Genomic DNA, 24,772 nt, shown 5'->3' on the forward strand with positions numbered 1-24,772 from the left:
GATCGCTTGGCCGACGACGCTTTGCTCTCCTATGTGCCGTACCGCCCGGCGGCGAGCCGCGTCCGGTACTACGACATCACGCTGCGCGATTATGTGGACCAGTTCCGGATCGGCGTCTGGGACCAGGAGAAGGACCGCACGCAGCGCGTCCGGATCAACGTCTCGCTGACGCTGCCCTGGCCCGACCGGCCGATGACCGACAGCCTGGACGAGGTGCTGTCCTACGACTTCCTGATCGACGGCATCCGCGCCCTGCGCGACGGCGCCCATGTGAACCTCGTCGAGACGCTCGGCGATCGGATTCTCGCCTTGTGCTTCTCCAACCCGGATGTGACCCGCGCGCGGGTGCAGGTGGAGAAGCTGGACGTCGTTCCTGAATCCGGCGGTGTCGGCGTTGTCATCGAGCGCTGTCGGGAGCGCGCACGGCCGGATGGGGCACAGGCGGGATCATGAGCAGCGCGCCGCTGTGGGTCGTGAAGCTGGGCGGCAGCCTGTGGCGCGCCCCGGAATTGCGGCGCTGGCTGGAGATCCTGGCCGCGGCGCGGCGTCTGCGGGTCGTGATCGTTCCCGGCGGCGGTCCCTTCGCCGACGCCGTCCGCGACGCCCAGCCGGCTCTCGGCTTCGGCGACCGCGCCGCGCACCGCATGGCCCTGCTCGCCATGGAGCAGTACGGAACCGCCCTGGCCGACCTGGAGCCGCGGCTGACACCCGCCCGCAGCCTCGCCGACCTGCGCGGCCGGCCGAGCCCGACCGTCTGGATGCCGCTTCCCCTGGCAGACAGCGCCGACGTGGCGGAAAGCTGGGACGTCACGTCCGACAGTCTGGCGGTCTGGCTGGCCGGCGCGCTCGGCGCCACCTGCGCGGTCCTCGTCAAGTCCGCTCCATTGCCGGACGCCGTCGCCCCCGTGACGCAGCTCGTAACAGAGGGCATCGTCGATCCGGCCTTGCCGGACCGCATGGCGCGCTACGGTGGGGCCGTCTGGTGTGTGTCGCGGGACGATCACCGGCGCTTCGCCAAGGCGCTGGACCAGGGCAACCCGTGCGGCACCCACCTTGCCCTGCCCGACGATCAACAGGATGCCGATGGCTGAGCGTCCCAAGCATGTCCTGTTCCTGACCGGCGCGCTGGCCGAACCGCGCCTGCGCCATGTGCTCGCCGCGCTGGAGCCGCTGGAGTTCCAGGCCACCGTGGTCAATCTCGGCATCAAGGTCGCGGCGCTGGCGACGACGGAGATCGTGCTGCGCCGTCTCGCCTCGACCGAGGGAGCCGACCTCGTCCTGTTGCCGGGGCGATTCCGCGGCGACCTCGACCGGCTGTCCGCCCATTTCGGCGTGCCCTTCGAGCGCGGTCCCGACGAGTTGGATGATCTGCCCCAGCATTTCCGGCGTCAGGCCGCCCCGCTCGATCTCAGCCGCTACTATACAAAAATCTTCGCCGAGATCGTCGAGGCGCCGCTGCTCGGCGTGCCGGCGATCCTGGAGCGCGCCGCCCGCTTCGCGGCGGACGGGGCCGACGTGATCGACCTCGGCGGACTGCCCGACCATCCCTTCCCCCATCTGGAGGAGGCGGTGACGGCGCTGCGCGCGGCCGGTCACACGGTCAGCGTCGATTCCCTCGATCCCAAGGAGTTGCTGCGCGGCGCCGCGGCGGGCGCTTCCTACCTGCTCAGCCTGACCGAGGAGACTGCCTGGGTCGCCCGCGAGACCGACGCGGTGCCCATCGTCATTCCCACCACGCCGGGCGATCTGCCGTCGCTCGACCGCGCGCTGGACGCGGTCCGCGGCGCGGGACGCCGCTGCATCGCCGACCCGATCCTGGAGCCGATCCATCACGGCTTCACCGACTCCCTGCTCCGCTATCGCGAGGTCCGGGCGCGCCATCCCGACCTGGAAATCCTGATGGGGGTCGGCAACGTCACCGAACTGACCGACGCCGACACGCCGGGGATGGCAGCACTGCTGATGGGGATCGTCTCCGAACTGCGCATCGACCATATCCTGACGGTGCAGGTCAGCCCCCATTGCCGCCGGACCATCCGCGAGTTCGACGCGGCGCGGCGCCAGTTCTTCGCCGCCGCCGAGGCCGGCGCCCTGCCGCGCAATTTCGGCGACGCCCTGCTCTGCCTGCGCGACCGCAACCCCTTCACCAGCACGCCGGAACAAGTGGCCGACCTTGCCGCCCGCATCCGCGACCCGAACTACCGGATCGAGGTGACGGAGCAGGGCCTCCATCTCTACAACCGCGATGGGCACCATGTGGCCGGCGATCCCTTCGCCCTGCTCCCGCACATCGCCCCCCGCACCGATATGGGGCACGCCTTCTATCTCGGGGCGGAGCTGGCGCGCGCGCAGATCGCCTGGCAGCTCGGCAAGCGCTACAGCCAGGACAACGAATTGCGCTGGGGTGTGGCGGTGGACGCGCCGGACGGTACCGGAGGGCGCGAGACGTGACCTTCATCCGCGAAACCATCATCACGAGCTGCGACACGGCGGGCAACGTCCACGTCGCCCCCATGGGCGCTACGGTGACCGCGACCGGCTATGTCCTGGCCCCCTTCCGTCCGTCGCGCACGCTCGACAACCTGCTCGCCACGCGCTGCGCGGTGGTGAACTTCACCGACGACGTCCGGGTGTTCGCCGGCTGTGTCACCGGGCGGCGGCGCGATTGGCCGACCGTCCCGGCGGAGCGCATCCGCGGGGCGGTGCTCGTCGGGGCGCTGGCGCATGAGGAACTGGAGGTGGCCGTGGTGGAGGATGACGGCGTGCGCCCCCGCCTGGATTGCCGCCCGGTGCATCTCGTCACCCACCGCCCGTTCCGCGGTTTCAACCGGGCACAGGCCGCCGTAGTGGAGGGGGCGATCCTGGTCAGCCGCCTGCATCTCCTGCCCTCCGAGAAGATCGACCGCGAAATCGACTATCTGTCCATCGCCATCGGCAAGACCGCCGGTCCCGTGGAGCTGGAGGCGTGGGGCTGGCTGCTCGACCGCATCGCCGAACACCGGGCCGGCGGGGACAGCGCGCCATGACCCGGCTGCTCGCCAGCGTCGCGTCCCTGGAGGAACTGACGCTCGCCGCACGGGGTGGTGCGGACATTCTGGATTTGAAGGACCCGAAAACGGGTGCACTCGGGGCATGGCCGCTGGACGACATCGTCCGCGCCGTCGATACGGCCCGTCAATGGCCCGTCCGCGCGCCACTGAGCGCCACCGTGGGCGACCTGCCGATGGACCACGCCGCCGTGGCAGGGCGCGTGGCCGAAACCTGGGCCTGCGGCGTCGATTACGTGAAGATCGGCCTGTTTCCGTCCGGCGATCCCGTGGGCTGCGTCGAGGCATTGGCGCCGGCGGCCCGGCGGGGCACCCGCATCGTCGCCGTGCTGTTCGCCGATCTTTGGAGCGACCCCGGCACTTTGCTTCCCGATATCGCGAAAGCCGGCTTCGCCGGAGCCATGCTCGACACCGCGGGAAAAGGCTCCGGCGGGTTGCTGCGTCACAAGACGATGGACGAACTGGCGCGCTTCCTGGCACAGGCGGGCGGTTACGGCCTGCTCACCGGTCTTGCCGGCTCGCTGAGCCTTGAGGACGTTCCGTTACTGTTACCGCTCGCGCCCGATTATCTGGGTTTCCGCACGGCCCTGTGCGGCGAAGGAAACCGGGGCGGCGCCCTGGACCCGACCGCGCTGGCGGCGGTCCGCGACGCCGTCCCGAGACACCCCGTCAACGGTTGACCTTACAGGGCTCTACTGTCCGGAGCCCTGCTTCGGCGGTTCGGATGTGGTATTGCCGCCCTGCGACACCGAGCCGCCACCGATGGTGCCCTGCCGCTGTCCGGCCAGGGAGTTGTCCGGCAGTGCGCCGGTGCCGCTCGTGGAACCGCCGGACGCACCGGACGCCGAAGAATCGGGCGTCGTGGAGCCGGACGTGCCGCTTTGTCCGCCGCCTTGAGTGACCCCGCCGCCGACGGTGCCCTGCCGCTGCCCGGCCAGGGAGTTGTCCGGCAGAGCGCCGGTCGATGGGCTGGAGCTTTGGCTTCCCGAGCCTTGCGGCATCGCGCCGCCCGTGGTTTGGGCCGACGCCGGAACCGCCGCCGCGGCCGACGCAAAGGCCAGCAGAGACGCACCGGCCAGGATGTGCAGATGTTTCATGGACCTGTCCTCCGGCATGATGTTGGACGAATCTGGGAAAGATCGGGCGCTGCTAACCCGCGTCTTTCGTGCTGCGGTTCTGGCGGGACGCTTCGCCCATGCGGCCGATGTCCTCCTTCGCCCGTTCGTCCCGCCTGGCGTCCTGCGGTTCGTCCTTCTTGAATTCCTGCTCGCTGCCGAGAACGCTCTTCTCGCCGCGCGGCTGGTCCTGAGTCTTGTCGGAATTTCCCGTCATGACGTTTCCTCCACCCGAGCCCGCCCGGCGGGATGACCGGACGGTCGTCTGCTCCATCAACCGCAGGTCGCCGGGGGCGGTTCCGCCGGTCTTGTCATCCCTGTTCCGCCGGCCCGCCGCGGCGGGCCCAGAAGCCCCGCCCGGGATCGTAGGCGAGGATCGCTCCCCCCAGGAACAACACGAGGCACGCGGCGACGGCGAGGAACGCCGTGCCGTTGAATTGCAGATACAGAGCGAAGCGGATCAGCTCGACGGCCTGCGTGAAGGGGTTGACCCCGGCGATCCAGGCGAGCGTCGGGCTGCCCTCGCGGATGCGCCACAGCGGGTAGAGAGCCGAAGAGGCGAAGAACATCGGGAAGATGACGAAGTTCATCACCCCCGCGAAATTCTCCAGTTGCCGGATGAAGGAGGATAGCAGAAGGCCGAGCGCGCCCAGCATCAGCCCGCTCAGCACCAGGGCCGGCAGCACCGTGAGATAGCCGAGTTCCGGCGGCTGGACGCCCCAGAACCAGGCGATGGCGAGGAAGACATAGACCTGGGCGATCGATACCAGAACACCGGCCAGCAGCTTGCACACCAGCAGGTACCAGCGCGGCAGCGGGCTGACCAGCAGGGTCTTCATGCTGCCCATTTCCCGGTCGTAGACCATGGACAGCGAACTCTGCATTCCGTTGAACAGCTGGATCATGGCCACCAGCCCCGGCGTCACGTAATCCTCGTAGAGGATGTAGGTCTCGTAGGGCGGGATGATCGACAGGCCGAGCACGGCGCGGAAGCCCACCGCGAAGATGGCCAGCCAGACCAGCGGCCGCACCAGGGCGGCGAGAAACCGCTCGCGCTGGTGCACGAAGCGCAGCCCCTCGCGGACGATGACCGCGCGCAGGCAACGCCAGTGGAGCGCCGCGTTCACTCCGTCCCCCCCTTCGCCGTCAGCCGGGCGAAGGCGTCGCCCAGGGTCGCGGTGCCGGTGGCGGCGCACACCTCGTCCACCAGCCCGGCGGCCAGCACACGCCCGCTGTGCAGCACCACGACGCCGTCGCCGTCGCGCGCCTCGTCGATCAGGTGGGTCGCCCACAGCACGGCCAGCCCCCGCTCGCGGCAGAGGTCGTGCACATGGTCGAGGACCTGCCGGCGCAGTTCGATGTCGAGCCCGACGGTCGGCTCGTCCAGCAGCAGAAGACTCGGGCGGTGGAGCAGCGCGCGGGCGATCTCCACCCGCCGCCGCTGCCCGCCGGACAGGGTGCGCACCCGCTCGTCCGCGCGCTTGGCCAAGCCGATGCGGGCCAGTTCCTCCCCCGCCCGCGCCTCGATGTCGGCGGAGGCCAGACCGTGCAGCCCGCCGTGGTAGCGCAGGTTCTGAATGACGGTCAGGTCCGGGTCGAGCGTCGGCTGCTGGAACACCACGCCGATGCGGGCCAGCGCCTGGGCCGGGTGCCGGCGCATGTCGGCACCGAAGACGCGGATGCTCCCCTGGCGGGTGTTGTAGAGTCGCGTGATCAGTGAAAAGAGCGTCGTCTTGCCAGCGCCATTGAGCCCCAGAAGCACGGTGAACCGCCCCGCAGGGACGCCGAACGACACGTCGTCCAGCGCCGCCCGCGTCCCGAAGCGGTGGCTCAGCCCCTCGACGGCCAGAACCGGGTCCGCCGCGGCGTCGCCGGAACGGGCTTGCGGGTCGGGTGGCGCGGTTTCGAAGCAATCCATGTCGTCTCCATCGCCGGGAGCAACCATGTGTGAAATCCCCTCTCCCCTCTGGGGAGAGGGTTAGGGTGAGGGGGTCGCGCTTGTGCCGGACATTCCGTTACGCACATCCCCCTCACCGGCCCTTCGGGCCACCCTCTCCCCAGAGGGGAGAGGGCTACAAGGTCACGGCTTGACGATCACGCCCCAGGGCGCACCGCCGACCGCGATCGACTTCACGACCCGGCCGCGCTCCAGGTCCATCACCGACATGTCGTTGCTGACGCCGTTCGTCGTGTAGAGGCGCTTCTCGTCCGGTGACAGCGCCAGATTCCAGACGCGCTGGCCGACGAGGTGGTAGCGCTTCACCTCGTAGGTCTTGGCGTCGATCTCGGCGACCCGGTTGGCCGGGCCCAGGGCGACGAAGGCCCGCTGCCCGTCGCTGGTCAGCTGGATGCCGACCGGCTGGATGGATTCGCGCGGCACACCCTGGACCGCGAAGCTGATCTTGTGGACGAGCTTGCGCGAAGCCGCGTCGATGACGCTGACCGTCCCGCCGACCTCCGACGACACCCAGACGAACCGCCCGTCCCCGGTGAACTGGGCGACGCGCGGGCGCGCATCGACCAGCACGTTGTCGATGATCTTGTGCGACTCCGTGTCGATGAAATGGGCCATGTTCGTCGTCTCGGACGTGTTCACCAGGATCTTGCCGTCCGGGCTGACGCCCATGCCCTCCGGCTCCACCCCCACCTGGATCTCGCCGATGATCTTCTTGGCTCCGATGTCCACCACCGAGACCATGTTGTCGTCCTCGTTGGCGACGTAGAGCCGGTGCCCCTGCGGGTCCAGGACGAACAGTTCCGGATCGGGACCGGACGGCAACCGGTCGACCACCTTCTGGGTCGCGAGGTCGATGACGTCGATCCGGTTGTCGTCGCCGACGCAGACGAAGATCTGCGTCATGTCCTCGTTGAAGGTGATGCCGCGCGGCCGGCGGCCGACCTTGATCGTGGCGACTACCTGCAGCTTGCCGCCGTCGACCACCGAGACGGTGTTGCTCTTCTCGTTCGACACGAAGATGGTGTCCGCCTGCGCGGGCTGGGCAACGGCCAAGCCCAGCAGCGCTAACGCGCCGATCCGGGCGGTTCCTCCGGTTAACGACATGACATTCCCTCCCATGGTTGCCCCCTGCCGGGGCTCTTCTCAGCGGTTGCGGCACCGGCTTTCCGGGCGATCGTCGCCGAGCGTGTCGAGTTCCGAGAATTGGTGCAGGTAGCCCGGCTGCGGCGACACCGAGACGAGCACCCGCGGCCCGGCCAGCAGCACCGGCTGCCGAAGCTGCCCGTCCCACTCGCGGAAGGTCAGCCCCTGCCCCTTGAAGGCCGGCAGGGTGAAGTCCGGGCCGCGCACGAAGGCGGCGAGCGCCGCGGGGTCGGCGGACTTGGTGCGCGTCGCCGCCTCGCCCACCGCGCGGACGGCCATCCAGGCGGTGTAGTCGCGCGGACGCATCCAGCGCCCGGCCTGCCGTTCGAAGCGGCTGTGGATCTGCGTCGCCCCCCACTGCTCATGCACGCGCGACCATGCCGTCGGGACGAGCCCATGGGTGCCGACGACCGGGCGGGGCAGCCACGTCTGGTACAGCAGATACTCGCCGAACCCGTCCGCCTCGTCGGCGACGACCAGCACGTCGTGCTCGGTGCCCTGGGTGAAGGTGAGGATCTCCGACTGCACGGTGACATGGCCGGTGTCGACGCGGCGGTTCGCGTCCTCGAAGGTCCAGCGCTTCTCCTCGACGATTTTGGCGCGGTAGCGCTTGGCGGCGGCGCGGATCGCGTCGGCGTAGGCGACGTCTTGCGGAGTCCGCCCGACCACCAGCAGCCAGTTCATCCATTTCCGCGCGGCGAGATACTGCGCCAGGGCGTCGGCCTGCATCCGCCGGCTGGGCGTGACATGCAGCAGGTTGGCGCGGCAGCGCTCGTTGCGCAGGTCGTCGTCCGGGGCTCGGGTGTTGAAGATCAGCATGTCGGCCGCCTCGGGCGCCGCCGCCGCGGCGAGCAGGGCGTCCTCCTTCAGGTCGGCGACGAGCAGGCGCACCCCCTGCCCGGCGAGGTCGCGCACGGCGTCCTCGACGCGCCCGTCCTCCGGCACCGTCACCTCGACCAGATCGAAGCGCTGGTTGAGGAACCGCCCGGTCGTGTTGTTGTCGGCGATGGCGAGGCGGGCGCCCTGGAGACCCTCGTCCTCCGACACCGGTTCGAGGAAGGTCTGGGGAATCCGCGGCTCCTCCGCGCGGGTCAGATAGCCGATGCGGACCACCAGCGGATCGGCGCCCCATGCCGGAGTCCCGAGCAGGAGCGTTGCGGCGACGGTCAGAAGGGCGGCGGCCCGGATCACAGGAGGGCGCCCGCTACCCTTCTGACAGGATAAGCACCTCTCCGATCCCTCCGGCCGACCGGTCGCCGATAAGGCGCCGGGCACGGGTTCCGGCGGTTGGGAATCCACTGGGCCATGCCCCGTCATCGATCAGCTCCTTCCGCATCAGGTCCAGAAACAGCCAGTCGTTCATGCCGCCATCGACGAAACCGGACGGAACGGCTTCCGGCGCCCGGGGCAGCAGGATGGAGCCGCGGCGCATGGCCTGCCCCGGATCGGAGCCGCAACCAGCGCCGACGACGATCGTCCCGGCGATCATCCGGGCGCCGCACAGGCTCCCCACACGCCCGTGGACGGCGATCAGGCCCCGCCGCATCCGCTCGCCGACGCGGTCGCCGGCGTTGCCCATGACGACGACGGAGCCGCCGCTCATGCCGCGCGTGCCGCCGGCCAGCGGCGCCCCCAGGAAATCGCCGGCATCGCCCGCGACGCGCAGGTTCCCGCCGGCCATCCCAGCGGCGGCGAAGGCACCGCAGTTCCCCGCGACGGTCAGCGTGCCGCCGCGCATGGCGCTGCCGGCATAAGCGCCACAATCCCCCTCGACCCGGATGTCCCCGGCGGTCATGCCCGTCCCTACCCCGTCAAGCACGGCGCCGCCGGGACGCAGGATCAGGGTACCGGAAGGGCCGCCGTCCTCCAGAGCGAACAGCGCATCCAGCCGATGGCGCGCCCGCCCGCGGACCAGCATCAGCCCGGCCAGCGCCTTCCGCCCGCCAGAGGTCAGCCGTTCGGGCAGCACGCCGGTCATGTCGATGGGCGGACCGGAAGGATCGCGCGTGGTGAGGACAATGCCGCTCATGCCATCACCTCATGCAGGCGGAACTGGTAGCGGCCGAGCTTGCCGCCGTAATTGCCGGCGGTGACCGACACCACGCCACCCGCGGCGCCGAGTTCCGCCACGGCGGCGATGCCCGCGCGCATGGCGGCGGCGACCGCCGCCTCGCTCACCCCGTCGATGACCAGTTCAAGGATGGACTCCACCCCCTCCGGCACCAGAGACGCCGGCACCGCCGCGCGCAGGGTCGGGCAGAAGGCGGTGTTGGTGGAGGCGATCATCCCCTTGTACTTGCCGCCGATCTTGGAGCCGGAACGGACCACCCCGCCGGGAAAGGGCAGGATGGCGCCCGGCACGTCACGGATCGCCAGGACCGAGGCCTGCGCCGCCGCCAGCGCGGCGCGGCGGTCCGCCGCAAGGATGATGAAGTTGCCGCCGCCGACTCCCTCCACCGCCGCGGTGGCCGCCTCGCACAGGAACTCGCCATCCATGACCGGGATGCGCCAATAGCGGCGGGTTCCAACCCGCTTGGCGATCTGCCAGCCGTCGCCGAAATAGCGCAGCGCGTTGCCGAGCGGGATCGCCGCGCCCTCCCGCAGTCCCGCGTAGCAGGCCGTTCCGGGGCAGGTCATCACGCACTGCCCGACGCGGCGCGCCACCTGCTTCGCCAGTTCCGCCTTCGACATGGCGAACAGCAGAACGGCAGCGCCGGGCCGCGAGTCCGGGGTTTCATCGGGTGGCAACACGCGTTCCATTGCCGCCTCGCAGCCGCAGGCGATGACCGAGGTGGCGAAGCCCGTCATGCTGACCACCGCCGCCTGCACCCAGTCCGGCGTGTCGGCGGTGATCACCAGCCGCGTGCCGAGCATGGGAAAAGCCTCGGCGAAGGTGTCCTCGATGTGGACGCCGTTGAGCCGCATCAGAAAGCCCCCGGCTGACACGCATGGCGGACCAGGCCGGTGCCGCCGCGGATCTCCTCGTCCGCAATGCGGAAATGCGTCAGCCGCTGGCCCATGCGCTCGTCGAAGCGGCGCGCCATCCAGGATTCGATCGTCGGATCGTAGGCGGGCTCGACCACATGCGTGCGCCCCTGGAGGAACGCCACCACCACGCCGTCGCGGACGATCAGCCGGCCGTCCTTGAAGACGAGGTCCGGCGTCTCGAACATGGCGCGACGGTCCGGCCGGTCGGTGTAGACGGTGATGTCGGCGACCGCCCCCGGACCGAGATGGCAGCGGTCGGTCAGGCCCAGGATGCGCGCCGGGGCGGCGCGGGTCATGGTGGCGATCTCGCCCAGCGAATACTCGCGCGTCAGCGACCCCAGGATGGTGTGCTCCGGCAACGCCGGGTGCAGTTCCGCCATCCGGGCGAGGCGGTAATCGCGGTCCATCAGCAGGCGGATCAGCTCGGGATAGCTGGTGAAGGGCGCGCCGTTCGGGTGGTCGGTGGTGAGGAAGACGCGCCAGGGGTCCTCGATCAGCAGGAACAGCTCCAGCCCGATCGCCCATTGCAGCGCGTTGACGAAGGCCTTGTCGCGATAACGGAAGGGCACGACGCCGCAGCCGGCGTCGCATTCGATGTCCATCATCACCCATTTCTTCGGGTGGGCGAGCCCGGCGTTGTTCATCTGCGCCATGGTGTCGGCCGAGGCCGTCACCGTCTGGCCGAACATGATCTGCCCGACATCCACCGAGATGTTGGGTCGGCGGTTGACCGCCTCGGCCACGCGCGCGGCGGCGGAGGAGAATTTCCGGTCGCCCTCCGCGCCGTAGGCATGGAACTGGACGTGGGTGAGGTGGAGACGCAGGCCATCGACCGCCGCGATGCTGTCGAGCGTCGCCTCGACGTTGCCCGGCACGCCGAGGTTGAAGCCATGCAGGTGCAGCGGATGCGGGATGCCCAGCCGCTGCACCGCCCCGGCCAGGGCGGTGAGGATGCGGCGCGGCGTGATGGCGTGGAAGGGACCGTTCTCGTCCACGTCGAGGCGGCGCTGGTTGTACTTGAAGGCGTTGATGCCGCCGGGATTCACCGCCTTGACGGCGAGGCTGCGCGTGGCGTTCAACATGAAGCCGACGTAATCGGCCACCGCCGCTTCCCCGGCCCCGGAGGCGAGAAGCTCCAGCAGCAGGTCGTCGTTGCCCAGCACCAGATAGCCGCCGGTGTCGATCAGCGGGATGTCCGCCATCTCCAGATGCGCGTGGCGGGCGTTGCTCGGCAGCATCGCCGGCTCAAAGGCCGCCGTGTAGCCCATCTGGGCGTAGCGGCAGCCGGTGTCGTGGGTGGACGGGGTGGCGAGGCCAACACCGCAGCCGCAAGCCCCTTCCACCGCGCGATGCTCCTCCGCCATCAGCAGGCGCGCGATGTTGACCTTTCCGCCGGCGATGTGGCTGTGGATGTCGATGGCGCCGGCCATCACGACCCGCCCGGACAGGTCATGGACCTCGTCCGGCGCGGCGCCGGGATCGGGATCGGCGACGATCCGCCCGTCCTGGACGAACAGGTCGCCCACCGCGCCGTCACGGCCGTTGGCGGGGTCGTAAAGGCGCGCCCCGGCGAGCTTCATCAACATGGCGGGCTCTCCTGAGGCAGGGCGGCGGCGATGGCCTTCAGCACGGTCGCGGCGTCCGGCAAGCCACGATCGATGAGGCCCCGCGCGCGCAGGGCGACCACCGTGTCGCTGCGGAAGACATGGGCCGGGTGGTCGATGCCCGGCGTGCCGACGGGAATGAACACCGCCGGCTCGTCGGCAAAGGCCGTTCCTGGCGGGGCCAGCGCGACGACCGTCTGCCCCGCGGGAAAGGTGGGCACCTCGGGCCGAAAGGCGGACACCCAGACGACGGTGTCCGCTACCTCCGCATAGCGCGCCCAGGCGAAGCGGTGGGGATCGTGCAACGGTGTCCCTCCGGCCAGCGACATGCGCAGCGGCACGCCGAATTGCCACGTGCAGACCTGATTGACCCCAACCACATTGTCGTGCCCGGCCAACGGCAGGCCGGCGCAGCGGGTGTGCCGGTTCACCTCGCGCACGAGGTGGACCAGCCGCTCCACCGTCAAGTCGATGTGCGGCCCCTCGAAGGCGGCGGCGGCCCAGGCCACGACCGCGTAGCGCGCCGTCACCACCCGCTCCGCCAGGGCGGCGATGTCGCCGGCCGCAAGGCCCGCGGCTCCCGAGGCACGGAATGGATCGGCCACGGCTGCCGCCAGCGCCGCCGCCGCGTCCCCAATCTTCGCGGGGTCACCGGCCAGCACCGTGACGGGAAGACCCGAGAGCACAGCCCGCGTGGTGTCCAGCGGCTCTCCGCACAGGAACACCACCTCCCGCGACGGCGGCGCCTGGAAGGCCGGCGCGGGCGTCACCCAGCGCTCGAAGAGGCGCGGGTGGAGAGTCGCCGGGTCCGGTCCGGTCACCAGCAGCAGGTCGCAGCGATTGCGCAGCTCGGCCAGGGTCGTCGCGATCCAGCCCGTGCGCTGAAGCACCGCCAGATTTCGGTACAACCCGTCGGACAGCGCGTGATCGACCACCGCCCCCAGCCGTTCGGCAAGCGACAGGGCGGCCCGCGCGCCATCGACATCGGAGCCGAGACCAGCCACCAGGGGCGCCTGCGCCGCGCCCAGCACCGCCGCCGCGGCGTCCACCGCCTCCGCCAGCGGCACCGGGACGCCCGCGACGCGCGGCGGTTCGGCCGCCGGCGTGCGGGAATAGCGCTCGCGCGCGACCGGGCAATCGGTGGAGCGCACCGTCAGCGTCGACGGCGGTTCTTCCTCGACGGTCAGGTCGTCGCAGCCGAGGCCGCAGAACGGGCACACGACGTCTCGATGGACGACGGGGCGGACGGCGGGATGGACTGGCCGGTCGCTCGCCATGCCGTCAGTCGTACTTGATGTAGGCGAAGCGCGGATCGTCCTTGGGCGTTCCCTCCAGCGCGCCGCCGTCACGGGCGGGCTGCCATTGGACGACCTCCTCGATCTTGCGGGCGAGGTCGAAATCCTTGTCGGTGATGCCCTTGGCCGTGTGGGTCTTCAGCCGCACCTCGACCCAGGCGTAGGAGGCGGTGAGGTCCGGGTGATGCCACGCGGCCTCGGCCAGATGGCCGACCGCGTTGATCACCATCAGGGTGCCCTTCCAACTGTTCGTCTTGTACTTCCGCCGGATCCAGCCGTCCTCGAACCGCCACCGCGGCAATATTTGCTGCAGCCGCTCAACGATTTCCGTATCGGAATAGGTGGTTTCCTGAACCGCGGTCATGTCTTCCTCCCCGAAGCGACCGAACAGTCCTCACCCCGAAGAGGTATATACTATTGGATCGGGGTCTTTTTTTGATGCAAGACTATCATGACCAAAAGAACGACGCAACTTTCCTTAAGCGAGTGAGGTCCTCATGCCACTCGGCGTCGATGAAGTCAGGGAGGTGCGGGTTACGGCGCCCGCGCGGTTGCATCTGGGGTTTCTCGACATGAACGGCGGTCTGGGCCGCCGTTTCGGCAGTCTGGGCCTGACGCTCGACGGGATGGCGACGACGCTGCGGGCACGCCCGTCCGACCGCCTCTGCGCGAGCGGCCCGTCGGCGGAGCGCGCGCTGAAGGCCGCGCAGGCGGTCTGCGATCGTTTCCGCTGGCCCGCCCGTGCCGAACTGACGGTGGAAGAGGCCATTCCCGAGCATGTCGGGCTGGGGTCCGGCACCCAGCTCGGTCTGGCGGTCGGCACCGCGCTCGCGCATCTGCACGGCCGGCCTTCGACGGTGCGCCGCCTCGCCGCGGAGCTGGAGCGTGGCGCCCGTTCCGGCATCGGGATCGGCGCCTTCGAGAATGGCGGCGTCATCCTGGACGGTGGCCGAGGGCCGGGCGATGCGCCGCCGCCCATCGTCGCGCGTCTGCCCTTTCCAGAATCCTGGCGCGTGTTGCTGATCCTGCACCGCGACGGCCAGGGGTTGCACGGCACCGCCGAGTTGCAGGCCTTCAAGGCGCTGCCGCCCTTTCCCGCGGAGCGGGCTGGGCATTTGTGCCGCCTGATCGTCATGGCGGCCCTTCCGGCGCTGATCGAGGGCGACGCCGACCGTTTCGGGCGGGCGGTGGGCGAGTTGCAACGCACGGTGGGCGACCATTTCGCCCCGGTCCAAGGCGGGCGCTTCACCAGCCCTTTGGTAGCCGACGCGCTGGCGTGGCTGGAGGCCGAGGGCATTCCCGGCGTCGGACAGACGTCCTGGGGGCCGACCGGCTTCGCCATCGTCGGCGATGCCCGGCGGGCCGAAGCCCTGCTGGCGGAAGCCCGGCGCCGCTGGGCGGGGTCCGCGCTGGACTTCCATCTGGCCCGTGGCCGCAACGACGGCGCGACGCTGGAATCCACCACCGACCGGGTGGTGCTGCGGGCCTCCTGACCCCTCACACCCGAGCCAAGCGGGAGGCGCGCGATGGCCGCACCCTACGTTCTGCACATGCTGACGCCGCTGAAGCACGTCAGCGCCTTCGACGTCAACATGGCGGCGGACGCTGGCATGGGGCCGCTGTTCCCCTACACCGGCGTCGCGCTGGAGGAGGTCACCGGCATCACCCAGGACGCGATGTTCTCCCGCGACCCGGCGAACGCGGCGCGCACCGGGCTGTTCATCGGCGGGCGCGACGCGGTCCTGGCGCTCGACATGATGGACGCCGCCCGCAAGGCCATGTTCGCACCCTTCACCATATCGGTCATGGTCGATCCATCGGGCGCCTTCACGACGGCCGGCGCCATGGTCGCCGTCGTCGAGCGCGCCCTGCGCCGCAGCCATCCGGACGGGATCAAGGGGCTAAATCTCAAGGTGTTCGGCGCAACCGGCGTGGTCGGCGGAATCGCCGCCGTGATCGCGGCCCTCGCCGGTGCGCACGTCACACTGGTCAGCCACCGCGGCCTGTCGGGCGTGGAGCCGAAGGCCGCCGAGTTCCGGCGGCGCTTCGGGGTGGAACTCGCCTGCGCCGACGCTCCCGACGACGCGGCCCGGGAGGCGCTGCTCGCCGATGCCGAGGTGGTGTTCGGCTGCGGGCGGGCCGGCGTGCAGATCCTGTCCGCGCGCAACCTCGCCGCGGCGGGGCGCCTGCTGGTCGCGGCGGACATCAACGCGGTTCCGCCGCCCGGGATCGAAGGGGTCGGCCCCAAGGACAACGGCACGCCGCTTCCCGGCGGACGCGGCGTCGGCGTCGGCGCGCTGGCGGTCGGCGCGGTCAAGTTCCGGGTGCAGCACGCCCTGCTGACTCGTCTCGCCGCAGCGAAGACGGCGGTGTATCTGGATTTCTGCGATGCCTACGACGCCGCCCGCCAGATCGTCGGCTGAGGCGGTGGCGAAACCGGTGGCGGAGAGGCCGGACATCGTCGTCGCGGCCCTGTCGGCGCGGGCGCTCGCCGCCGCTGCCCGCCGCGCCGGCCGGCGGCCGGCGGCCATCGATTTGTTCGGCGATCTGGACACCGGACAACTTGCCGGGCCCTGCCTGCGCCTGCCCGCCAAAGGTCTGCGCCTGGAATCCGCCACCCTTCGGGACGCCCTGGCGCGGGCGGACCTGCGCGGCTTGCCGCTGGTCTACGGCGCCGGTTTCGAAGACGATCCGGCGCTGCTGGCGCACCTCGCGGAGGACCGGCCGCTGATGGGCAACCGGCCCGAGGTGGTGGCGCGCGTCAAGGACCCGTTCCGCTTCGCCGCAACCCTGCACCGGCTCGGCATCTCCCATCCTCCGGTCGCGCTGACCGTGAATGGGTCACCCGACTCCCATCTGCTGAAGCGGATCGGCGGCAGCGGAGGCGCACATGTCATTCCCGCATCATTAGCCGAGGCCAAGCCAGGGTGGTACATCCAGCGCCGCGTCGCCGGCCATCCCGTGTCGGTCCTCTTCCTCGCGGACGGCAACCGCGCGGTCACCGTCGGGCTGAGCCGACAATGGACCGCGCCGACCAGGGAAAGCCCCTACCGCTACGGCGGTGCCGCCGGGCCGTGGCGCTGTCCGGAGCAGTGGACCCGGACCTTGCCCACTATGATTAGCCGTCTTGCGGTCGCATTCGAACTGGTCGGATTGAACAGCGCCGATTTCCTGGTGACTGGGCCGGACCTTCATCTGTTGGAGATCAACCCGCGGCCGGGTGCAACGCTGGATGTCTTCGACCGCCCGCCGATGCCGCCCTTGCTTGGCCTCCATCTGGATGCCTGCGCCGGGCGCCTGCCCGACCGTCCACCGGTGTTGTCGGGATGCCGGGCGGCAACGGTGCTCTACGCCGACGCCGCCACCCGGATCGAGGCGGGCCGGCGTTGGCCGGCCTGGACCGCGGACCGGCCAGTGGGGCCGGTCACCATCGGGCGCGACGAGCCGGTCTGCACGGTGTTTGGGGAGGGCCCTAGCGCCACCGCGGCACGGCGTCATGCCGAACGGCGGCAACGCGAACTGGCAACCCCCGCCGCGATGGAGATGCAGCCATGACCACGAGAACGCCGTCCGATCCGCGCCCAAGCCTCGCTGCGCTGTCGGCGCCGTTGGTCGAACGACTGGTGGCCGATGCCCCGGTGCTCCGTCTCGGCGTCCAGAAGGTCGACGGGGCCAGCGTCGTCGATGCTGGAATTAGCCATCCCGGCGGGCTGGAGGCCGGGCGGCGCATCGCCGAACTGTGCATGGGCGGCCTTGGCCGGGTGGCGTTCGGCCCGGTGCCCTGGGGAACGGTCCCCGGCCCGCCGTCCTGGCCGTTCGGCGTCACCGTCCACAGCGCGCAGCCGGTCCTCGCCTGCCTCGGCAGCCAGTATGCCGGCTGGAGCCTCAGCCACGGCAGCGGCAAGGGCGCCTTCTTCGCGCTGGGCTCCGGCCCCGGCCGCGCGCTGGCCCGGCAGGAGGCACTGTTCGACGAGCTGGCCTACCGCGACACGGCCGACGCGGCGGCCTTCGTCATGGAGGCGACGGCGGTGCCGCCCGCCGAACTGATCGTCCACATCGCCACCACCTGCGGCGTCGCCGCGGACCGGCTGACCCTGGTCCTCACCCCGACCCAGAGCCTCGCCGGAACCACCCAGGTCGTCGCCCGCGTGCTGGAGGTCGCTCTGCACAAGCTGCACGCCCTCGGCTTCCCGCTCGACCAAGTCGTCGACGGCATCGGCATGGCGCCGCTACCCCCGCCGGGCGGCGGCTTCCTCACCGCGATGGGCCGGACCAACGACGCGATCCTCTATGGCGGCACGGTCCATCTGCACGTCACCGGCCCGGACGACGCGGCGGAGGATTTGGCACGCCGCCTGCCCTCCGCCGCCTCGCGGGACCATGGGCGCCCCTTCGCGGAGATCTTCGCGGCGGCGAAGGGGGACTTCTACGCCATCGATTCCACGCTGTTCAGCCCGGCACGCGTGACCGTCACCGCCCTGGACAGCGGGCGCAGCTTCCACGGCGGAACCCTGGCGCCGGACCTCGTGGAGCGCTCGTTCCGCGATGTCCGGTGAGCGCACCGCCCTGATCCTCACCGAGCGGCCCGACTGGCACACACCGCGGCTGGTTCGGGCCATCGAGGCGCGCGGCCTGTCCTGCCGCTGCGTCTCGCCGCGGCGCACCGGGATCGCCGTCGGCCACACGGCGACCGGCTTGCTGATCCCCGGCTTCCAGGACACGCTGCCGGCGGGCGTGTTCGTCCGCGCGGTCGGCCAGGGCAGCTTCGAGCAGGTGACGCTGCGCCTCGGCGTGCTCCACGCGCTGGGCGACCTCGGGGTACCGGTCTGCAACGACGCGCGGGCCATCGAGCGCTGCGTGGACAAGAGCATGACGAGCTTCCTGCTGGGCCGCGCCGGCCTACCCACCCCGCCGGCCCTTGCCGTGCAGGAGGCCGAGCCGGCCCGGTACATCCTCGACGATGCGCCCGACCACGTGCTGAAACCGCTGTTCGGCGCGCAGGGGCGCGGCCTGCAACGGTTGGACGGGCCCGACGCGCTGCCCGACGCCGAAGCGGTCGGCGGCGTCTACTACCTCCAGCCTTTCATCCCGCCGCGGAGCGAAGGCGCGTGGCGGGACCGCCGCGTCTTCGTGGTGGGCGGTCGGGCGGTCGCCGCGATGATCCGACATGGGCGGAGCTGGATCACCAACGTCCATCAGGGGGCGAACTGCGAGGCCGCGCCCAACGACGACGAGCCCGCCGCGCTCGCCGTCTGCGCCGCCGCGGCGGTCGGCGCAAGCTATGCCGGCGTCGACCTGATTCAAGACCGCACGGGTCGCTGGCTGGTGCTGGAGGTCAACAGCATGCCGGCGTGGCAGGGCTTGCAGCGGGTCAGCGCGGTGGACATCGCCGATGCCCTAGCCGCCGACTTCGTCGAGCGGGTGGGCGCATGATCGGTGGGCGCATGATCGACTGGGCGCCGATCCCCCCCGACCCGGCCTCCGGCGTGGCCGGCGCCTACCGCGCCGCCTGCCATCTGGAACTGCGCGCGCTGAAGCCCGGAAACGTCCACATCCATGCCGAGGGGCACGGCATGACCGTTGCCCAGTTTCTCGCCAGCGCCGAGGCGACCGCGCCCATCCTCGCACGGCCTGGGTTGAGCGTCGGCGAACGTCTGCACGCCGCCGTCTGCGCCACACGCGCGGTCGTCGGCTGCAACACCAACCTCGGCATCCTGCTGCTGGCCGCACCGCTGGCCCAAGCCGCGCTGACGACCGGCGACGCCCCCTTGCGCGACCGGGTGCGCCATGTCCTCGCCACTCTGACCGTAGAGGACGCGGAGTTGGCCTTCCAGGCCATCGCGCTGGCCGAGCCCGCCGGTCTGGGCCGTGTGGAGGGGGCGGACGTGCACGCCCCGCCGCGGGTGACTCTGCTCGACGCCATGCGGGAGGCGCAGGACCGCGACAGCATCGCCCGGCAATACGCGACGAGCTTCGCGGACGTCTTCGACACCGGCGTGCCGAACCTGCGGCGATGGCTGACGGCCGGGGCGGATTTCGAGCAGGCCACGGAAATGATTTATGTCGAATTCCTCGCCACGCTGCCCGACAGCCATGTCATCCGAAAATACGGGCGGGATCGTTCTGAATGGTTACGCGCACGGGCTTCGGAATTGAGGGAAAACGCAGGCCCGGATCGTGCATTCACGCTAACGCGATCGCGCTTGGCGGAACTGGACCGGGACCTCAAATACAATGGCGTCAACCCGGGAACGACCGCGGATATTGTCGTGGGTTGCCTCCTTGCGTTCTGGCTCATGCAATCCCCGCAGCCGCCCGTCATAACGGATGTTCTTCGAAAAGACGCGCTCCACGAAGAACGCCGGAAACACTAGGGAGAGAGGACATGCCGATGTGGGGAGGACAGTCCACGAAGATCAACCGCGTGCTCGTCGGTGAATCGCTGGTCGGTGATGGGAACGAGGTCGCCCACATCGACCTGATCATGGGACCGCGCGGCAGCGCCGTGGAAACGGCCTTCTGCAACGCGCTGACCAACAACAAGGACGGCTTTACCGCCCTCCTCGCCGTCGTCGCACCCAACCTGATGTGCAAGCCGGCGACCATCCTGTTCAACAAGGTCACCATCAAGGGTGCGGAACAGGCGGTGCAGATGTTCGGCCCCGCCCAGCACGCCGTCGCCAAGGCCGTGGCCGACTGCGTGTCGGAAGGCACCATCCCGCAGGACGAGATCGACAACATCTTCATCTGCGTCGGCGTCTTCATCCACTGGGAGGCCAAGGACAACGCCAAGATCCAGGACTACAACTACCGCGCCACCAAGGAGGCCATCGAACGCGCGGTCGCCAGCTTCCCGAGCGCGCAGGATCTCATGAGCCAGAAGGACAAGGTGAAGCACCCCTTCGCCGCGTGACCGGCTTATCGGGACAGGGCCGCCAGTTCCGCACCGCCGATACGACCGTCGTGCAGCGCCGTCGCCACCAGGGCGCCGGCGCTGCCGCGGGCTGCAAGGTCACGGAGGTCGTCACCGTTGCGCACACCGCCGGCGGCGAACAGGCTGGCCTGCGGCTTGGCCCGGCCGATCTCGGCGAGGCGACTCCAGTCCGGCCCCTCGCCCGAGCCGACGCGGGCCAGGGTCATGGCGATGATCCGCTGCGGCCACAGGTCGGGACGGTCCGGCAGGTCCAGCGGCCCGACGAAGCGGTCGCGGAAGTCGAGCGAGAGGATCACCCGTTCCCAGGCCGGATCGGCCGTCAGCGCGGCCAGCGGCGCCAGCCCCTCCAGGCTTTCGCTGCCGATCACCGCGTCACCGAGCCCCGACGCGACGAAGCCGCGCACCGCGTCGGCGTCGCGGAACCCGGCATCGACCCAAAATCCGACGTCGGGGAAGGCGGCCTTCAACCGCGCCAGCGCCGGCCGGTTGTCGCCGGTGCCTTGGATGGCGTCGAGGTCGGCGGCGTAGACGACGCGGAAGGGATGCCGGCGGAGCAGGCCGCCGACCACCGCCACCGGGTCGTTGCCGTCACAGAGCGACGAGCGCAGCGGCGGGTAGCGGCCCCGGTCGCCGCGACGGGCGTGCACCACGCCGCCGTCCCTCAGGTCGATCACCGGAACGACGTGGAACATTGCCCACTCCCTCGGCTGCATGGTGACGGACGGCATGCGCATCCTGGTTGTCGAGTTCGTGACCGGCGGCGGCATGCCGCCGGACGCCGCCATCCCCGCCAGCCTCGCCCGCGAGGGCGATCTGATGCTCCACGCCCTGCTGGCCGACCTGCTGGAGGTGCCGGAGGTGGCGGTGACGGTCACCCGCGACGCCCGCCTTCTGCCGCTCGCCTCCCCCATGCGCAGCATAACCATCACCGACCCGCGCGAGTCCTGGTCGCTTTGGGAGGACCTCGCCCGGCAGGCCGACGCCGTCTGGCCGATCGCTCCCGAGACGGACGGCGCGCTGGAGCGTTTCAGCCGCATGGTCGAAGCCGGCGGACGCCGCCTGCTCAACAGCCGCACCGACGCGGTGGCCGTCACGTCCAGCAAGGCGGCAACCACGGCCGTGCTGGCGGCGGCCGGGCTGCCCGTCGTCCCGGTCTGGCAGGTCGGTGTGGACGCCCCGCCGGGCGGCGGCCCCTGGGTCGTCAAGCCCGACGACGGGGCCGGATGCATCGACACGCGGCTGATCCGCGACCATGCCGACTGGCAGGGCTGGCTGGCCGAGGCGGATCGGAGCGGCTTCGTGGCGCAGCCCTTCCAGCCCGGCACGCCGGCCAGCCTGTCGATGCTCTGCCGCGATGGCCGAGCCTGGCCGCTTTCCGCCAACCGCCAGAACGTTTCGCTGTCCGGCTGCCGCTTTTCCTACGGCGGGGGGATTGTCGGCGGGATGGCTTGGTCCCCCGACCTCTCGGACCTCGCGCAGGGCGTTGCGGCGGCGCTGCCCGGCCTATTCGGGTGCGTGGGCGTCGATGTCATCATCGGTACCGACGGGCCGACGATCATCGAGGTCAACCCGCGCCTCACCACCTCCTATGTGGGGTTGCGGCGCGCAACGGGGTTGAACGTCGCCGCCGCGGTGCTGGATCTGGCGCGTGACCCGCCGGTCCCGCCGCAGCCGGTGACGCGCATCGAACCGGTCCTATTGACGCTTGAGGGGTGAGCCATGGATGGCGGCGCGTTGATCGGATTGGATATCGGCGGAGCGCATCTGAAGGCCGCCCTGTTCGACGAAACGGGGATGCTCCGCGACCTCGACCAGTGGCCCTGCCCGCTCTGGCTGGGCCTCGACCGCTTGGAGCAGGCCGTCGCGGCGGTGGTTGCCCGTTGGGGCCAACCGCAACGGGTCGCCGCGACGATGACCGGGGAGTTGGCGGACCTGTTCGACGACCGTGCGGACGGCGTGCGCCGCATCGCCGCCACGATGCGGTCCGCCCTGCCCGCCGCGACGCTCCGCGTCTTCGCCGGCCCCCGCGGGCTGGTGCTGGTCGATGCCGTGCCCGACTGCGCGGAGGCGGTGGCCTCCGCCAACTGGTACGCCACCGCATTGGTGGCCGCGGCGGGCGGAGACGGCGTCCTGCTGGATGTCGGAAGCACCACGACCGACATCGTCCCGCTCGTCGGCGGCGGTCCGCTCCATGCCGGCTATTCCGACGCCGAGCGGCTGGACAGCGGCGAGCTGGTCTACACGGGCGTCGCGCGCACCCCGGTCATGGCGGTCGCCCGCACCGTTCCCTATGGCGGAAGCCAGCGCGCGCTGATGGCGGAGCTGTTCGCGACCATGGCCGACGTTCACCGCCTGACCGGGACACTGCCGGAGGGCGCCGACCAGCACCCGACGGCGGACGGACGCGACCAGAGCGTCGCTGCCAGCGCGCGGCGCCTGCTGCGGATGGTCGGCGACGACCTGGAGCCGGACGGCCTCCCGCAGGCCCGCCGCCTCGCCGGCCATCTCGCGGAACGCCAGCTCCGCCGGATCGAGGACGCGCTCGATCAGGTGCTGTCGCGGGGCCTGACGGCGGACGCCCCGCCGCTCGTCGGCGCCGGGGTTGGCCGGTTCCTGGTGCGGCGTCTGGCCGAACGCCGGGGGTCGGCCTACCGGGACTTCGAGGCGCATCTGCCGGTGGCGCCGACCTTGCGGGAGCGCACGGGATGGTTCGCCCCCGCCGTCAGCGTCGGCTGGCTGGCCTTCGACGGTGCGCCGCACAAACACCTTTGCCCGGTTGCCGCCCCCGCCAGGGCGGTTTCATACTTGCGCGATTGAACACAATGCAGGACCGGACGATGGCTGCTGCGGCCACGTTCCTCCAGCCGTCCGCGCTCACCGCCCTTCGGCTGTCCGCGCACACGGCGCTGGCCGGCGTCTGGCTGTTCGTCTGGCTGCTCTGGGCGGCCCCGGCGCCGGCCGATCCCCTGCCCGTGTTCGAGGTCGCCCCCGGTGTGTTCGTGCACGCCGGCCGCCACGAGGAAACCGACGCGGCCAACGCCGGGGACATCGCCAACTGCGGGTTCGTCGTCGGGGACGACGCCGTCGCCGTGATCGACAGCGGCGGCTCGCCGGTTATGGGACATCGTTTGCGTGAGGCGATCCGCGTCCACACCGACCGGCCCATCCGCTACGTCGTCAACACCCACATGCACCCGGACCACATTCTGGGAAACGCAGCCTTCCTGTCCGACCAGCCCGATTTCGTCGCCCACGGCAACCTCCAGGCGGCCCTGGCGGCGCGCGGGGAACATTACCGGCAGGCGTTCGACGCCGCGGTCGGTGCCGCCGCCGCCGCGGAGGTCCGGATCATCCCGCCGACCCTCGTGGTCTCCGACCGCCTGGAACTCGATCTGGGAGGGCGCGTGCTCGACCTCGTCGCGTGGCCGGTGGCCCACACCGACAACGATCTGACGGTGCTCGACCGGCAGACGAAGACATTGTGGGCCGGGGACCTGCTGTTCATGGAGCGGGCGCCGGCCATCGACGGGTCGGTCCTCGGCTGGCTGCGCACCCTCGACGCTCTGGCCGCGGTACCGGCGGCGCGCGTCGTTCCCGGACACGGCCCACCCTCGGCCCCCTGGCCGGATGCGGCCGGCGACCTGCGCCGTTACCTGAGCCGGGTCGTCGAGGGTGTCCGCAAGGTCCAGGCCGCCCACGGCACGATTCAGCAGGCGGTCGAAACGGTCGCCGCCGACGAGGCGCCGCGCTGGCGCCTGTTCGAGTCCTACAACCCGCGCAACGTGACGGCGGTCTTCGCCGAACTGGAATGGGAATGACATCATGACCACACCGCACCGGACCATCGTCACGCTGTCGGGCTTCACGCTGGCGGGCGCCGCTTGGCTGTGCCTGAGCAGCGTGGGCGCTCTGGCGGCCTCGCCGCAGGAGGAACGCTGGGACATGCTGCGCGACATGTATTTCGCGGGCCGCACGGTCGAGGATGCCGGGCCGCTCCTCAGCCTGGAGGCCCCGAAGCGGGCCAACGACGCGGCGGTCGTGCCCATCCGGATCGTGACGGCGCCGGGAAGCGGCGTGCAGGTGACCGCGGTCCACCTCATCGTCGATGAGAACCCCGTGCCGATGGCCGCGACCTTCCGCTTCCCCCACGGCGACAGCCCGCAGGCGATCGATACCCGTCTGCGGGTGAACGCCTACACCAACATCACCGCCGTCGCGGAGACCGGCGACGGGCGGCTGCTCCGCACCACGCAATTCGTCAAGGCGTCCGGGGGGTGCTCCGCCCCGGCCCTGAAGAACGCCCAGCTCGCCGTCGCCCGCATGGGCAAGATGAAGCTGAACCTGCCCGACAGCATCACCGCCGGAAAGCCACTGACCGCGCAGCTGCTGATCAGCCACCCCAACTACACCGGCATGCAGTACGACCAGCTCAACTATTACTTCATCCCGGCCCATTACGTGAAAACCGTCGCCATCCGCTACAACGGGGCGCCGGTGCTCGACGTGCAGTCGGACATTTCGTTGAGCGAGGACCCCAGCATCCATTTCTCCCTGGTGCCGGAGGAGCAGGGAACGCTGGACGTCACCGCCGAGGATTCGAACGGGAGGGTGTTCCAGGAGAGCTGGCCGATCCGCGCCAATTCCGGTTCGTAATAGTCGCCTGCGCCGCCGTCGGGCCAGTTAGAAGCA

Annotated in this window: 28 protein-coding genes; 16 read left to right on the top strand and 12 right to left on the bottom strand. The window is 70.6% G+C overall.

All coding sequences use genetic code 11. From position 1 onward, the window contains the following. Nucleotides 1-6 precede the first annotated feature (6 nt). From AC1DVI_RS17190 to AC1DVI_RS17210, 5 genes are read left to right on the top strand one after another with little or no spacing between them, the layout of a single operon-like run. A complete protein-coding gene (locus AC1DVI_RS17190; RefSeq protein ID WP_476958990.1) occupies nucleotides 7-453 on the top strand; it encodes a dihydroneopterin aldolase in 447 nt (148 codons plus the stop codon). Next, nucleotides 450-1,091, top strand: coding sequence for an amino acid kinase family protein (locus AC1DVI_RS17195; protein ID WP_476958991.1), 642 nt, complete (start codon nucleotides 450-452; stop codon nucleotides 1,089-1,091). The genes AC1DVI_RS17190 and AC1DVI_RS17195 overlap by 4 nt, the downstream gene beginning before the upstream one ends. Next, complete coding sequence (locus AC1DVI_RS17200; RefSeq protein WP_476958992.1) at nucleotides 1,084-2,451, top strand: DUF6513 domain-containing protein; 1,368 nt, start codon at nucleotides 1,084-1,086, stop codon at nucleotides 2,449-2,451. Before AC1DVI_RS17195 ends, AC1DVI_RS17200 begins: the two co-directional genes overlap by 8 nt. Further along, a complete protein-coding gene (locus tag AC1DVI_RS17205; RefSeq protein ID WP_476958993.1) occupies nucleotides 2,448-3,026 on the top strand; it encodes a DUF447 domain-containing protein in 579 nt (192 codons plus the stop codon). Before AC1DVI_RS17200 ends, AC1DVI_RS17205 begins: the two co-directional genes overlap by 4 nt. Then, nucleotides 3,023-3,727 carry a (5-formylfuran-3-yl)methyl phosphate synthase gene (locus AC1DVI_RS17210; protein ID WP_476958994.1) on the top strand — a complete coding sequence of 235 codons (705 nt, stop codon included), beginning with the start codon at nucleotides 3,023-3,025 and terminating at the stop codon, nucleotides 3,725-3,727. Before AC1DVI_RS17205 ends, AC1DVI_RS17210 begins: the two co-directional genes overlap by 4 nt. Nucleotides 3,728-3,739: 12 nt before the next feature. Here AC1DVI_RS17210 and AC1DVI_RS17215 read toward each other — a convergent pair whose 3' ends face one another. From AC1DVI_RS17215 to AC1DVI_RS17265, 11 genes are all read right to left on the bottom strand, one after another. Beyond that, on the bottom strand, nucleotides 3,740-4,144 hold the full coding sequence (locus AC1DVI_RS17215; protein WP_476958995.1) for a hypothetical protein: 405 nt from the start codon (nucleotides 4,142-4,144) through the stop codon (nucleotides 3,740-3,742). A 52-nt stretch (nucleotides 4,145-4,196) separates the two neighbouring features. Continuing rightward, nucleotides 4,197-4,379, bottom strand: a complete 183-nt coding sequence (locus AC1DVI_RS17220) for a hypothetical protein (RefSeq protein ID WP_476958996.1) — start codon at nucleotides 4,377-4,379, stop codon at nucleotides 4,197-4,199. A gap of 94 nt (nucleotides 4,380-4,473) precedes the next feature. Beyond that, nucleotides 4,474-5,289 carry an ABC transporter permease gene (locus AC1DVI_RS17225; protein ID WP_476958997.1) on the bottom strand — a complete coding sequence of 272 codons (816 nt, stop codon included), beginning with the start codon at nucleotides 5,287-5,289 and terminating at the stop codon, nucleotides 4,474-4,476. Beyond that, entirely contained in the window at nucleotides 5,286-6,080 is a 795-nt protein-coding gene (locus AC1DVI_RS17230) for an ABC transporter ATP-binding protein (protein WP_476958998.1), read from the bottom strand. The genes AC1DVI_RS17225 and AC1DVI_RS17230 overlap by 4 nt, the downstream gene beginning before the upstream one ends. Before the next feature lie 162 nt (nucleotides 6,081-6,242). After that, on the bottom strand, nucleotides 6,243-7,223 hold the full coding sequence (locus tag AC1DVI_RS17235; RefSeq protein WP_476958999.1) for a PQQ-dependent catabolism-associated beta-propeller protein: 981 nt from the start codon (nucleotides 7,221-7,223) through the stop codon (nucleotides 6,243-6,245). A gap of 39 nt (nucleotides 7,224-7,262) precedes the next feature. Beyond that, nucleotides 7,263-8,453 carry an ABC transporter substrate-binding protein gene (locus AC1DVI_RS17240; protein ID WP_476959000.1) on the bottom strand — a complete coding sequence of 397 codons (1,191 nt, stop codon included), beginning with the start codon at nucleotides 8,451-8,453 and terminating at the stop codon, nucleotides 7,263-7,265. A gap of 13 nt (nucleotides 8,454-8,466) precedes the next feature. Further along, the gene (locus AC1DVI_RS17245) at nucleotides 8,467-9,291 is read right to left on the bottom strand and encodes a formylmethanofuran dehydrogenase subunit C (protein WP_476959001.1); all 825 of its coding nucleotides are present in this window, start codon (nucleotides 9,289-9,291) and stop codon (nucleotides 8,467-8,469) included. Beyond that, nucleotides 9,288-10,187 (bottom strand): formylmethanofuran--tetrahydromethanopterin N-formyltransferase, encoded by a 900-nt coding sequence (gene fhcD / locus AC1DVI_RS17250; protein WP_476959002.1) that lies wholly within the window; start codon nucleotides 10,185-10,187, stop codon nucleotides 9,288-9,290. Before fhcD ends, AC1DVI_RS17245 begins: the two co-directional genes overlap by 4 nt. After that, complete coding sequence (locus tag AC1DVI_RS17255) at nucleotides 10,187-11,836, bottom strand: formylmethanofuran dehydrogenase subunit A (RefSeq protein WP_476959003.1); 1,650 nt, start codon at nucleotides 11,834-11,836, stop codon at nucleotides 10,187-10,189. The genes fhcD and AC1DVI_RS17255 overlap by 1 nt, the downstream gene beginning before the upstream one ends. Next, nucleotides 11,830-13,131: a formylmethanofuran dehydrogenase gene (locus tag AC1DVI_RS17260; protein WP_476959004.1), complete on the bottom strand. Its 1,302-nt coding sequence runs from the start codon at nucleotides 13,129-13,131 to the stop codon at nucleotides 11,830-11,832. The genes AC1DVI_RS17255 and AC1DVI_RS17260 overlap by 7 nt, the downstream gene beginning before the upstream one ends. A gap of 4 nt (nucleotides 13,132-13,135) precedes the next feature. Continuing rightward, nucleotides 13,136-13,513: a 4a-hydroxytetrahydrobiopterin dehydratase gene (locus tag AC1DVI_RS17265; protein ID WP_476959005.1), complete on the bottom strand. Its 378-nt coding sequence runs from the start codon at nucleotides 13,511-13,513 to the stop codon at nucleotides 13,136-13,138. A gap of 133 nt (nucleotides 13,514-13,646) precedes the next feature. Here AC1DVI_RS17265 and AC1DVI_RS17270 point away from each other — a divergent pair, with 133 nt between their 5' ends. The 7 genes from AC1DVI_RS17270 to fae are packed head-to-tail and all read left to right on the top strand — an operon-like array spanning nucleotide 13,647 to nucleotide 20,062. Then, complete coding sequence (locus tag AC1DVI_RS17270; RefSeq protein WP_149163635.1) at nucleotides 13,647-14,642, top strand: beta-ribofuranosylaminobenzene 5'-phosphate synthase family protein; 996 nt, start codon at nucleotides 13,647-13,649, stop codon at nucleotides 14,640-14,642. A 33-nt stretch (nucleotides 14,643-14,675) separates the two neighbouring features. Next, complete coding sequence (locus AC1DVI_RS17275; RefSeq protein WP_476959006.1) at nucleotides 14,676-15,572, top strand: NAD(P)-dependent methylenetetrahydromethanopterin dehydrogenase; 897 nt, start codon at nucleotides 14,676-14,678, stop codon at nucleotides 15,570-15,572. Next, a complete protein-coding gene (locus tag AC1DVI_RS17280) occupies nucleotides 15,538-16,704 on the top strand; it encodes an ATP-grasp domain-containing protein (protein WP_476959007.1) in 1,167 nt (388 codons plus the stop codon). The genes AC1DVI_RS17275 and AC1DVI_RS17280 overlap by 35 nt, the downstream gene beginning before the upstream one ends. Then, nucleotides 16,701-17,705: a methenyltetrahydromethanopterin cyclohydrolase gene (mch, locus tag AC1DVI_RS17285; RefSeq protein WP_476959008.1), complete on the top strand. Its 1,005-nt coding sequence runs from the start codon at nucleotides 16,701-16,703 to the stop codon at nucleotides 17,703-17,705. Before AC1DVI_RS17280 ends, mch begins: the two co-directional genes overlap by 4 nt. Next, complete coding sequence (locus tag AC1DVI_RS17290) at nucleotides 17,695-18,582, top strand: RimK family alpha-L-glutamate ligase (protein WP_476959009.1); 888 nt, start codon at nucleotides 17,695-17,697, stop codon at nucleotides 18,580-18,582. Before mch ends, AC1DVI_RS17290 begins: the two co-directional genes overlap by 11 nt. An 11-nt stretch (nucleotides 18,583-18,593) precedes the next feature. Continuing rightward, complete coding sequence (locus AC1DVI_RS17295) at nucleotides 18,594-19,523, top strand: triphosphoribosyl-dephospho-CoA synthase (protein ID WP_476959010.1); 930 nt, start codon at nucleotides 18,594-18,596, stop codon at nucleotides 19,521-19,523. 11 nt (nucleotides 19,524-19,534) lie between these two features. Further along, entirely contained in the window at nucleotides 19,535-20,062 is a 528-nt protein-coding gene (gene fae, locus AC1DVI_RS17300) for a formaldehyde-activating enzyme (protein ID WP_162471583.1), read from the top strand. Nucleotides 20,063-20,067: 5 nt separating this feature from the next. On the opposite strand, the gene AC1DVI_RS17305 is transcribed toward fae, so the two are convergent. Continuing rightward, a complete protein-coding gene (locus AC1DVI_RS17305; RefSeq protein WP_476959011.1) occupies nucleotides 20,068-20,775 on the bottom strand; it encodes a HisA/HisF-related TIM barrel protein in 708 nt (235 codons plus the stop codon). Nucleotides 20,776-20,809: 34 nt separating this feature from the next. On the opposite strand from AC1DVI_RS17305, the gene AC1DVI_RS17310 reads away from it, so the two are divergent. From AC1DVI_RS17310 to AC1DVI_RS17325, 4 genes are read left to right on the top strand one after another with little or no spacing between them, the layout of a single operon-like run. After that, a complete protein-coding gene (locus AC1DVI_RS17310) occupies nucleotides 20,810-21,799 on the top strand; it encodes an ATP-grasp domain-containing protein (RefSeq protein WP_476959012.1) in 990 nt (329 codons plus the stop codon). An 18-nt stretch (nucleotides 21,800-21,817) separates the two neighbouring features. Then, nucleotides 21,818-22,900 carry a hydantoinase/oxoprolinase family protein gene (locus AC1DVI_RS17315; protein WP_476959013.1) on the top strand — a complete coding sequence of 361 codons (1,083 nt, stop codon included), beginning with the start codon at nucleotides 21,818-21,820 and terminating at the stop codon, nucleotides 22,898-22,900. A 20-nt stretch (nucleotides 22,901-22,920) separates the two neighbouring features. Further along, complete coding sequence (locus AC1DVI_RS17320; protein ID WP_476959014.1) at nucleotides 22,921-23,901, top strand: quinoprotein relay system zinc metallohydrolase 2; 981 nt, start codon at nucleotides 22,921-22,923, stop codon at nucleotides 23,899-23,901. Nucleotides 23,902-23,905: 4 nt separating this feature from the next. After that, nucleotides 23,906-24,736: a quinoprotein dehydrogenase-associated SoxYZ-like carrier gene (locus AC1DVI_RS17325; protein WP_476959015.1), complete on the top strand. Its 831-nt coding sequence runs from the start codon at nucleotides 23,906-23,908 to the stop codon at nucleotides 24,734-24,736. Nucleotides 24,737-24,772: the final 36 nt, after the last annotated feature.

It is taken from the genome of Azospirillum sp. P4_B5 (genome assembly GCF_056402275.1).

Excerpts from the sequence above, each read along its gene's own strand:
- AC1DVI_RS17195 (WP_476958991.1), top strand. The coding sequence starts at position 450 with ATGAGCAGCGCGCCGCTGTGGGTCGTGAAGCTGGGCGGCAGCCTGTGG.
- AC1DVI_RS17200 (WP_476958992.1), top strand. The coding sequence starts at position 1,084 with ATGGCTGAGCGTCCCAAGCATGTCCTGTTCCTGACCGGCGCGCTGGCC.
- AC1DVI_RS17210 (WP_476958994.1), top strand. The coding sequence starts at position 3,023 with ATGACCCGGCTGCTCGCCAGCGTCGCGTCCCTGGAGGAACTGACGCTC.
- AC1DVI_RS17215 (WP_476958995.1), bottom strand. The coding sequence starts at position 4,144 with ATGAAACATCTGCACATCCTGGCCGGTGCGTCTCTGCTGGCCTTTGCG.
- AC1DVI_RS17220 (WP_476958996.1), bottom strand. The coding sequence starts at position 4,379 with ATGACGGGAAATTCCGACAAGACTCAGGACCAGCCGCGCGGCGAGAAG.
- AC1DVI_RS17230 (WP_476958998.1), bottom strand. The coding sequence starts at position 6,080 with ATGGATTGCTTCGAAACCGCGCCACCCGACCCGCAAGCCCGTTCCGGC.
- AC1DVI_RS17235 (WP_476958999.1), bottom strand. The coding sequence starts at position 7,223 with ATGTCGTTAACCGGAGGAACCGCCCGGATCGGCGCGTTAGCGCTGCTG.
- AC1DVI_RS17245 (WP_476959001.1), bottom strand. The coding sequence starts at position 9,291 with ATGAGCGGCATTGTCCTCACCACGCGCGATCCTTCCGGTCCGCCCATC.
- fhcD (WP_476959002.1), bottom strand. The coding sequence starts at position 10,187 with ATGCGGCTCAACGGCGTCCACATCGAGGACACCTTCGCCGAGGCTTTT.
- AC1DVI_RS17255 (WP_476959003.1), bottom strand. The coding sequence starts at position 11,836 with ATGTTGATGAAGCTCGCCGGGGCGCGCCTTTACGACCCCGCCAACGGC.
- AC1DVI_RS17260 (WP_476959004.1), bottom strand. The coding sequence starts at position 13,131 with ATGGCGAGCGACCGGCCAGTCCATCCCGCCGTCCGCCCCGTCGTCCAT.
- AC1DVI_RS17265 (WP_476959005.1), bottom strand. The coding sequence starts at position 13,513 with ATGACCGCGGTTCAGGAAACCACCTATTCCGATACGGAAATCGTTGAG.
- AC1DVI_RS17270 (WP_149163635.1), top strand. The coding sequence starts at position 13,647 with ATGCCACTCGGCGTCGATGAAGTCAGGGAGGTGCGGGTTACGGCGCCC.
- AC1DVI_RS17275 (WP_476959006.1), top strand. The coding sequence starts at position 14,676 with ATGGCCGCACCCTACGTTCTGCACATGCTGACGCCGCTGAAGCACGTC.
- AC1DVI_RS17280 (WP_476959007.1), top strand. The coding sequence starts at position 15,538 with ATGCCTACGACGCCGCCCGCCAGATCGTCGGCTGAGGCGGTGGCGAAA.
- mch (WP_476959008.1), top strand. The coding sequence starts at position 16,701 with ATGACCACGAGAACGCCGTCCGATCCGCGCCCAAGCCTCGCTGCGCTG.
- AC1DVI_RS17290 (WP_476959009.1), top strand. The coding sequence starts at position 17,695 with ATGTCCGGTGAGCGCACCGCCCTGATCCTCACCGAGCGGCCCGACTGG.
- AC1DVI_RS17295 (WP_476959010.1), top strand. The coding sequence starts at position 18,594 with ATGATCGACTGGGCGCCGATCCCCCCCGACCCGGCCTCCGGCGTGGCC.
- fae (WP_162471583.1), top strand. The coding sequence starts at position 19,535 with ATGCCGATGTGGGGAGGACAGTCCACGAAGATCAACCGCGTGCTCGTC.
- AC1DVI_RS17305 (WP_476959011.1), bottom strand. The coding sequence starts at position 20,775 with ATGTTCCACGTCGTTCCGGTGATCGACCTGAGGGACGGCGGCGTGGTG.
- AC1DVI_RS17310 (WP_476959012.1), top strand. The coding sequence starts at position 20,810 with ATGCGCATCCTGGTTGTCGAGTTCGTGACCGGCGGCGGCATGCCGCCG.
- AC1DVI_RS17320 (WP_476959014.1), top strand. The coding sequence starts at position 22,921 with ATGGCTGCTGCGGCCACGTTCCTCCAGCCGTCCGCGCTCACCGCCCTT.
- AC1DVI_RS17325 (WP_476959015.1), top strand. The coding sequence starts at position 23,906 with ATGACCACACCGCACCGGACCATCGTCACGCTGTCGGGCTTCACGCTG.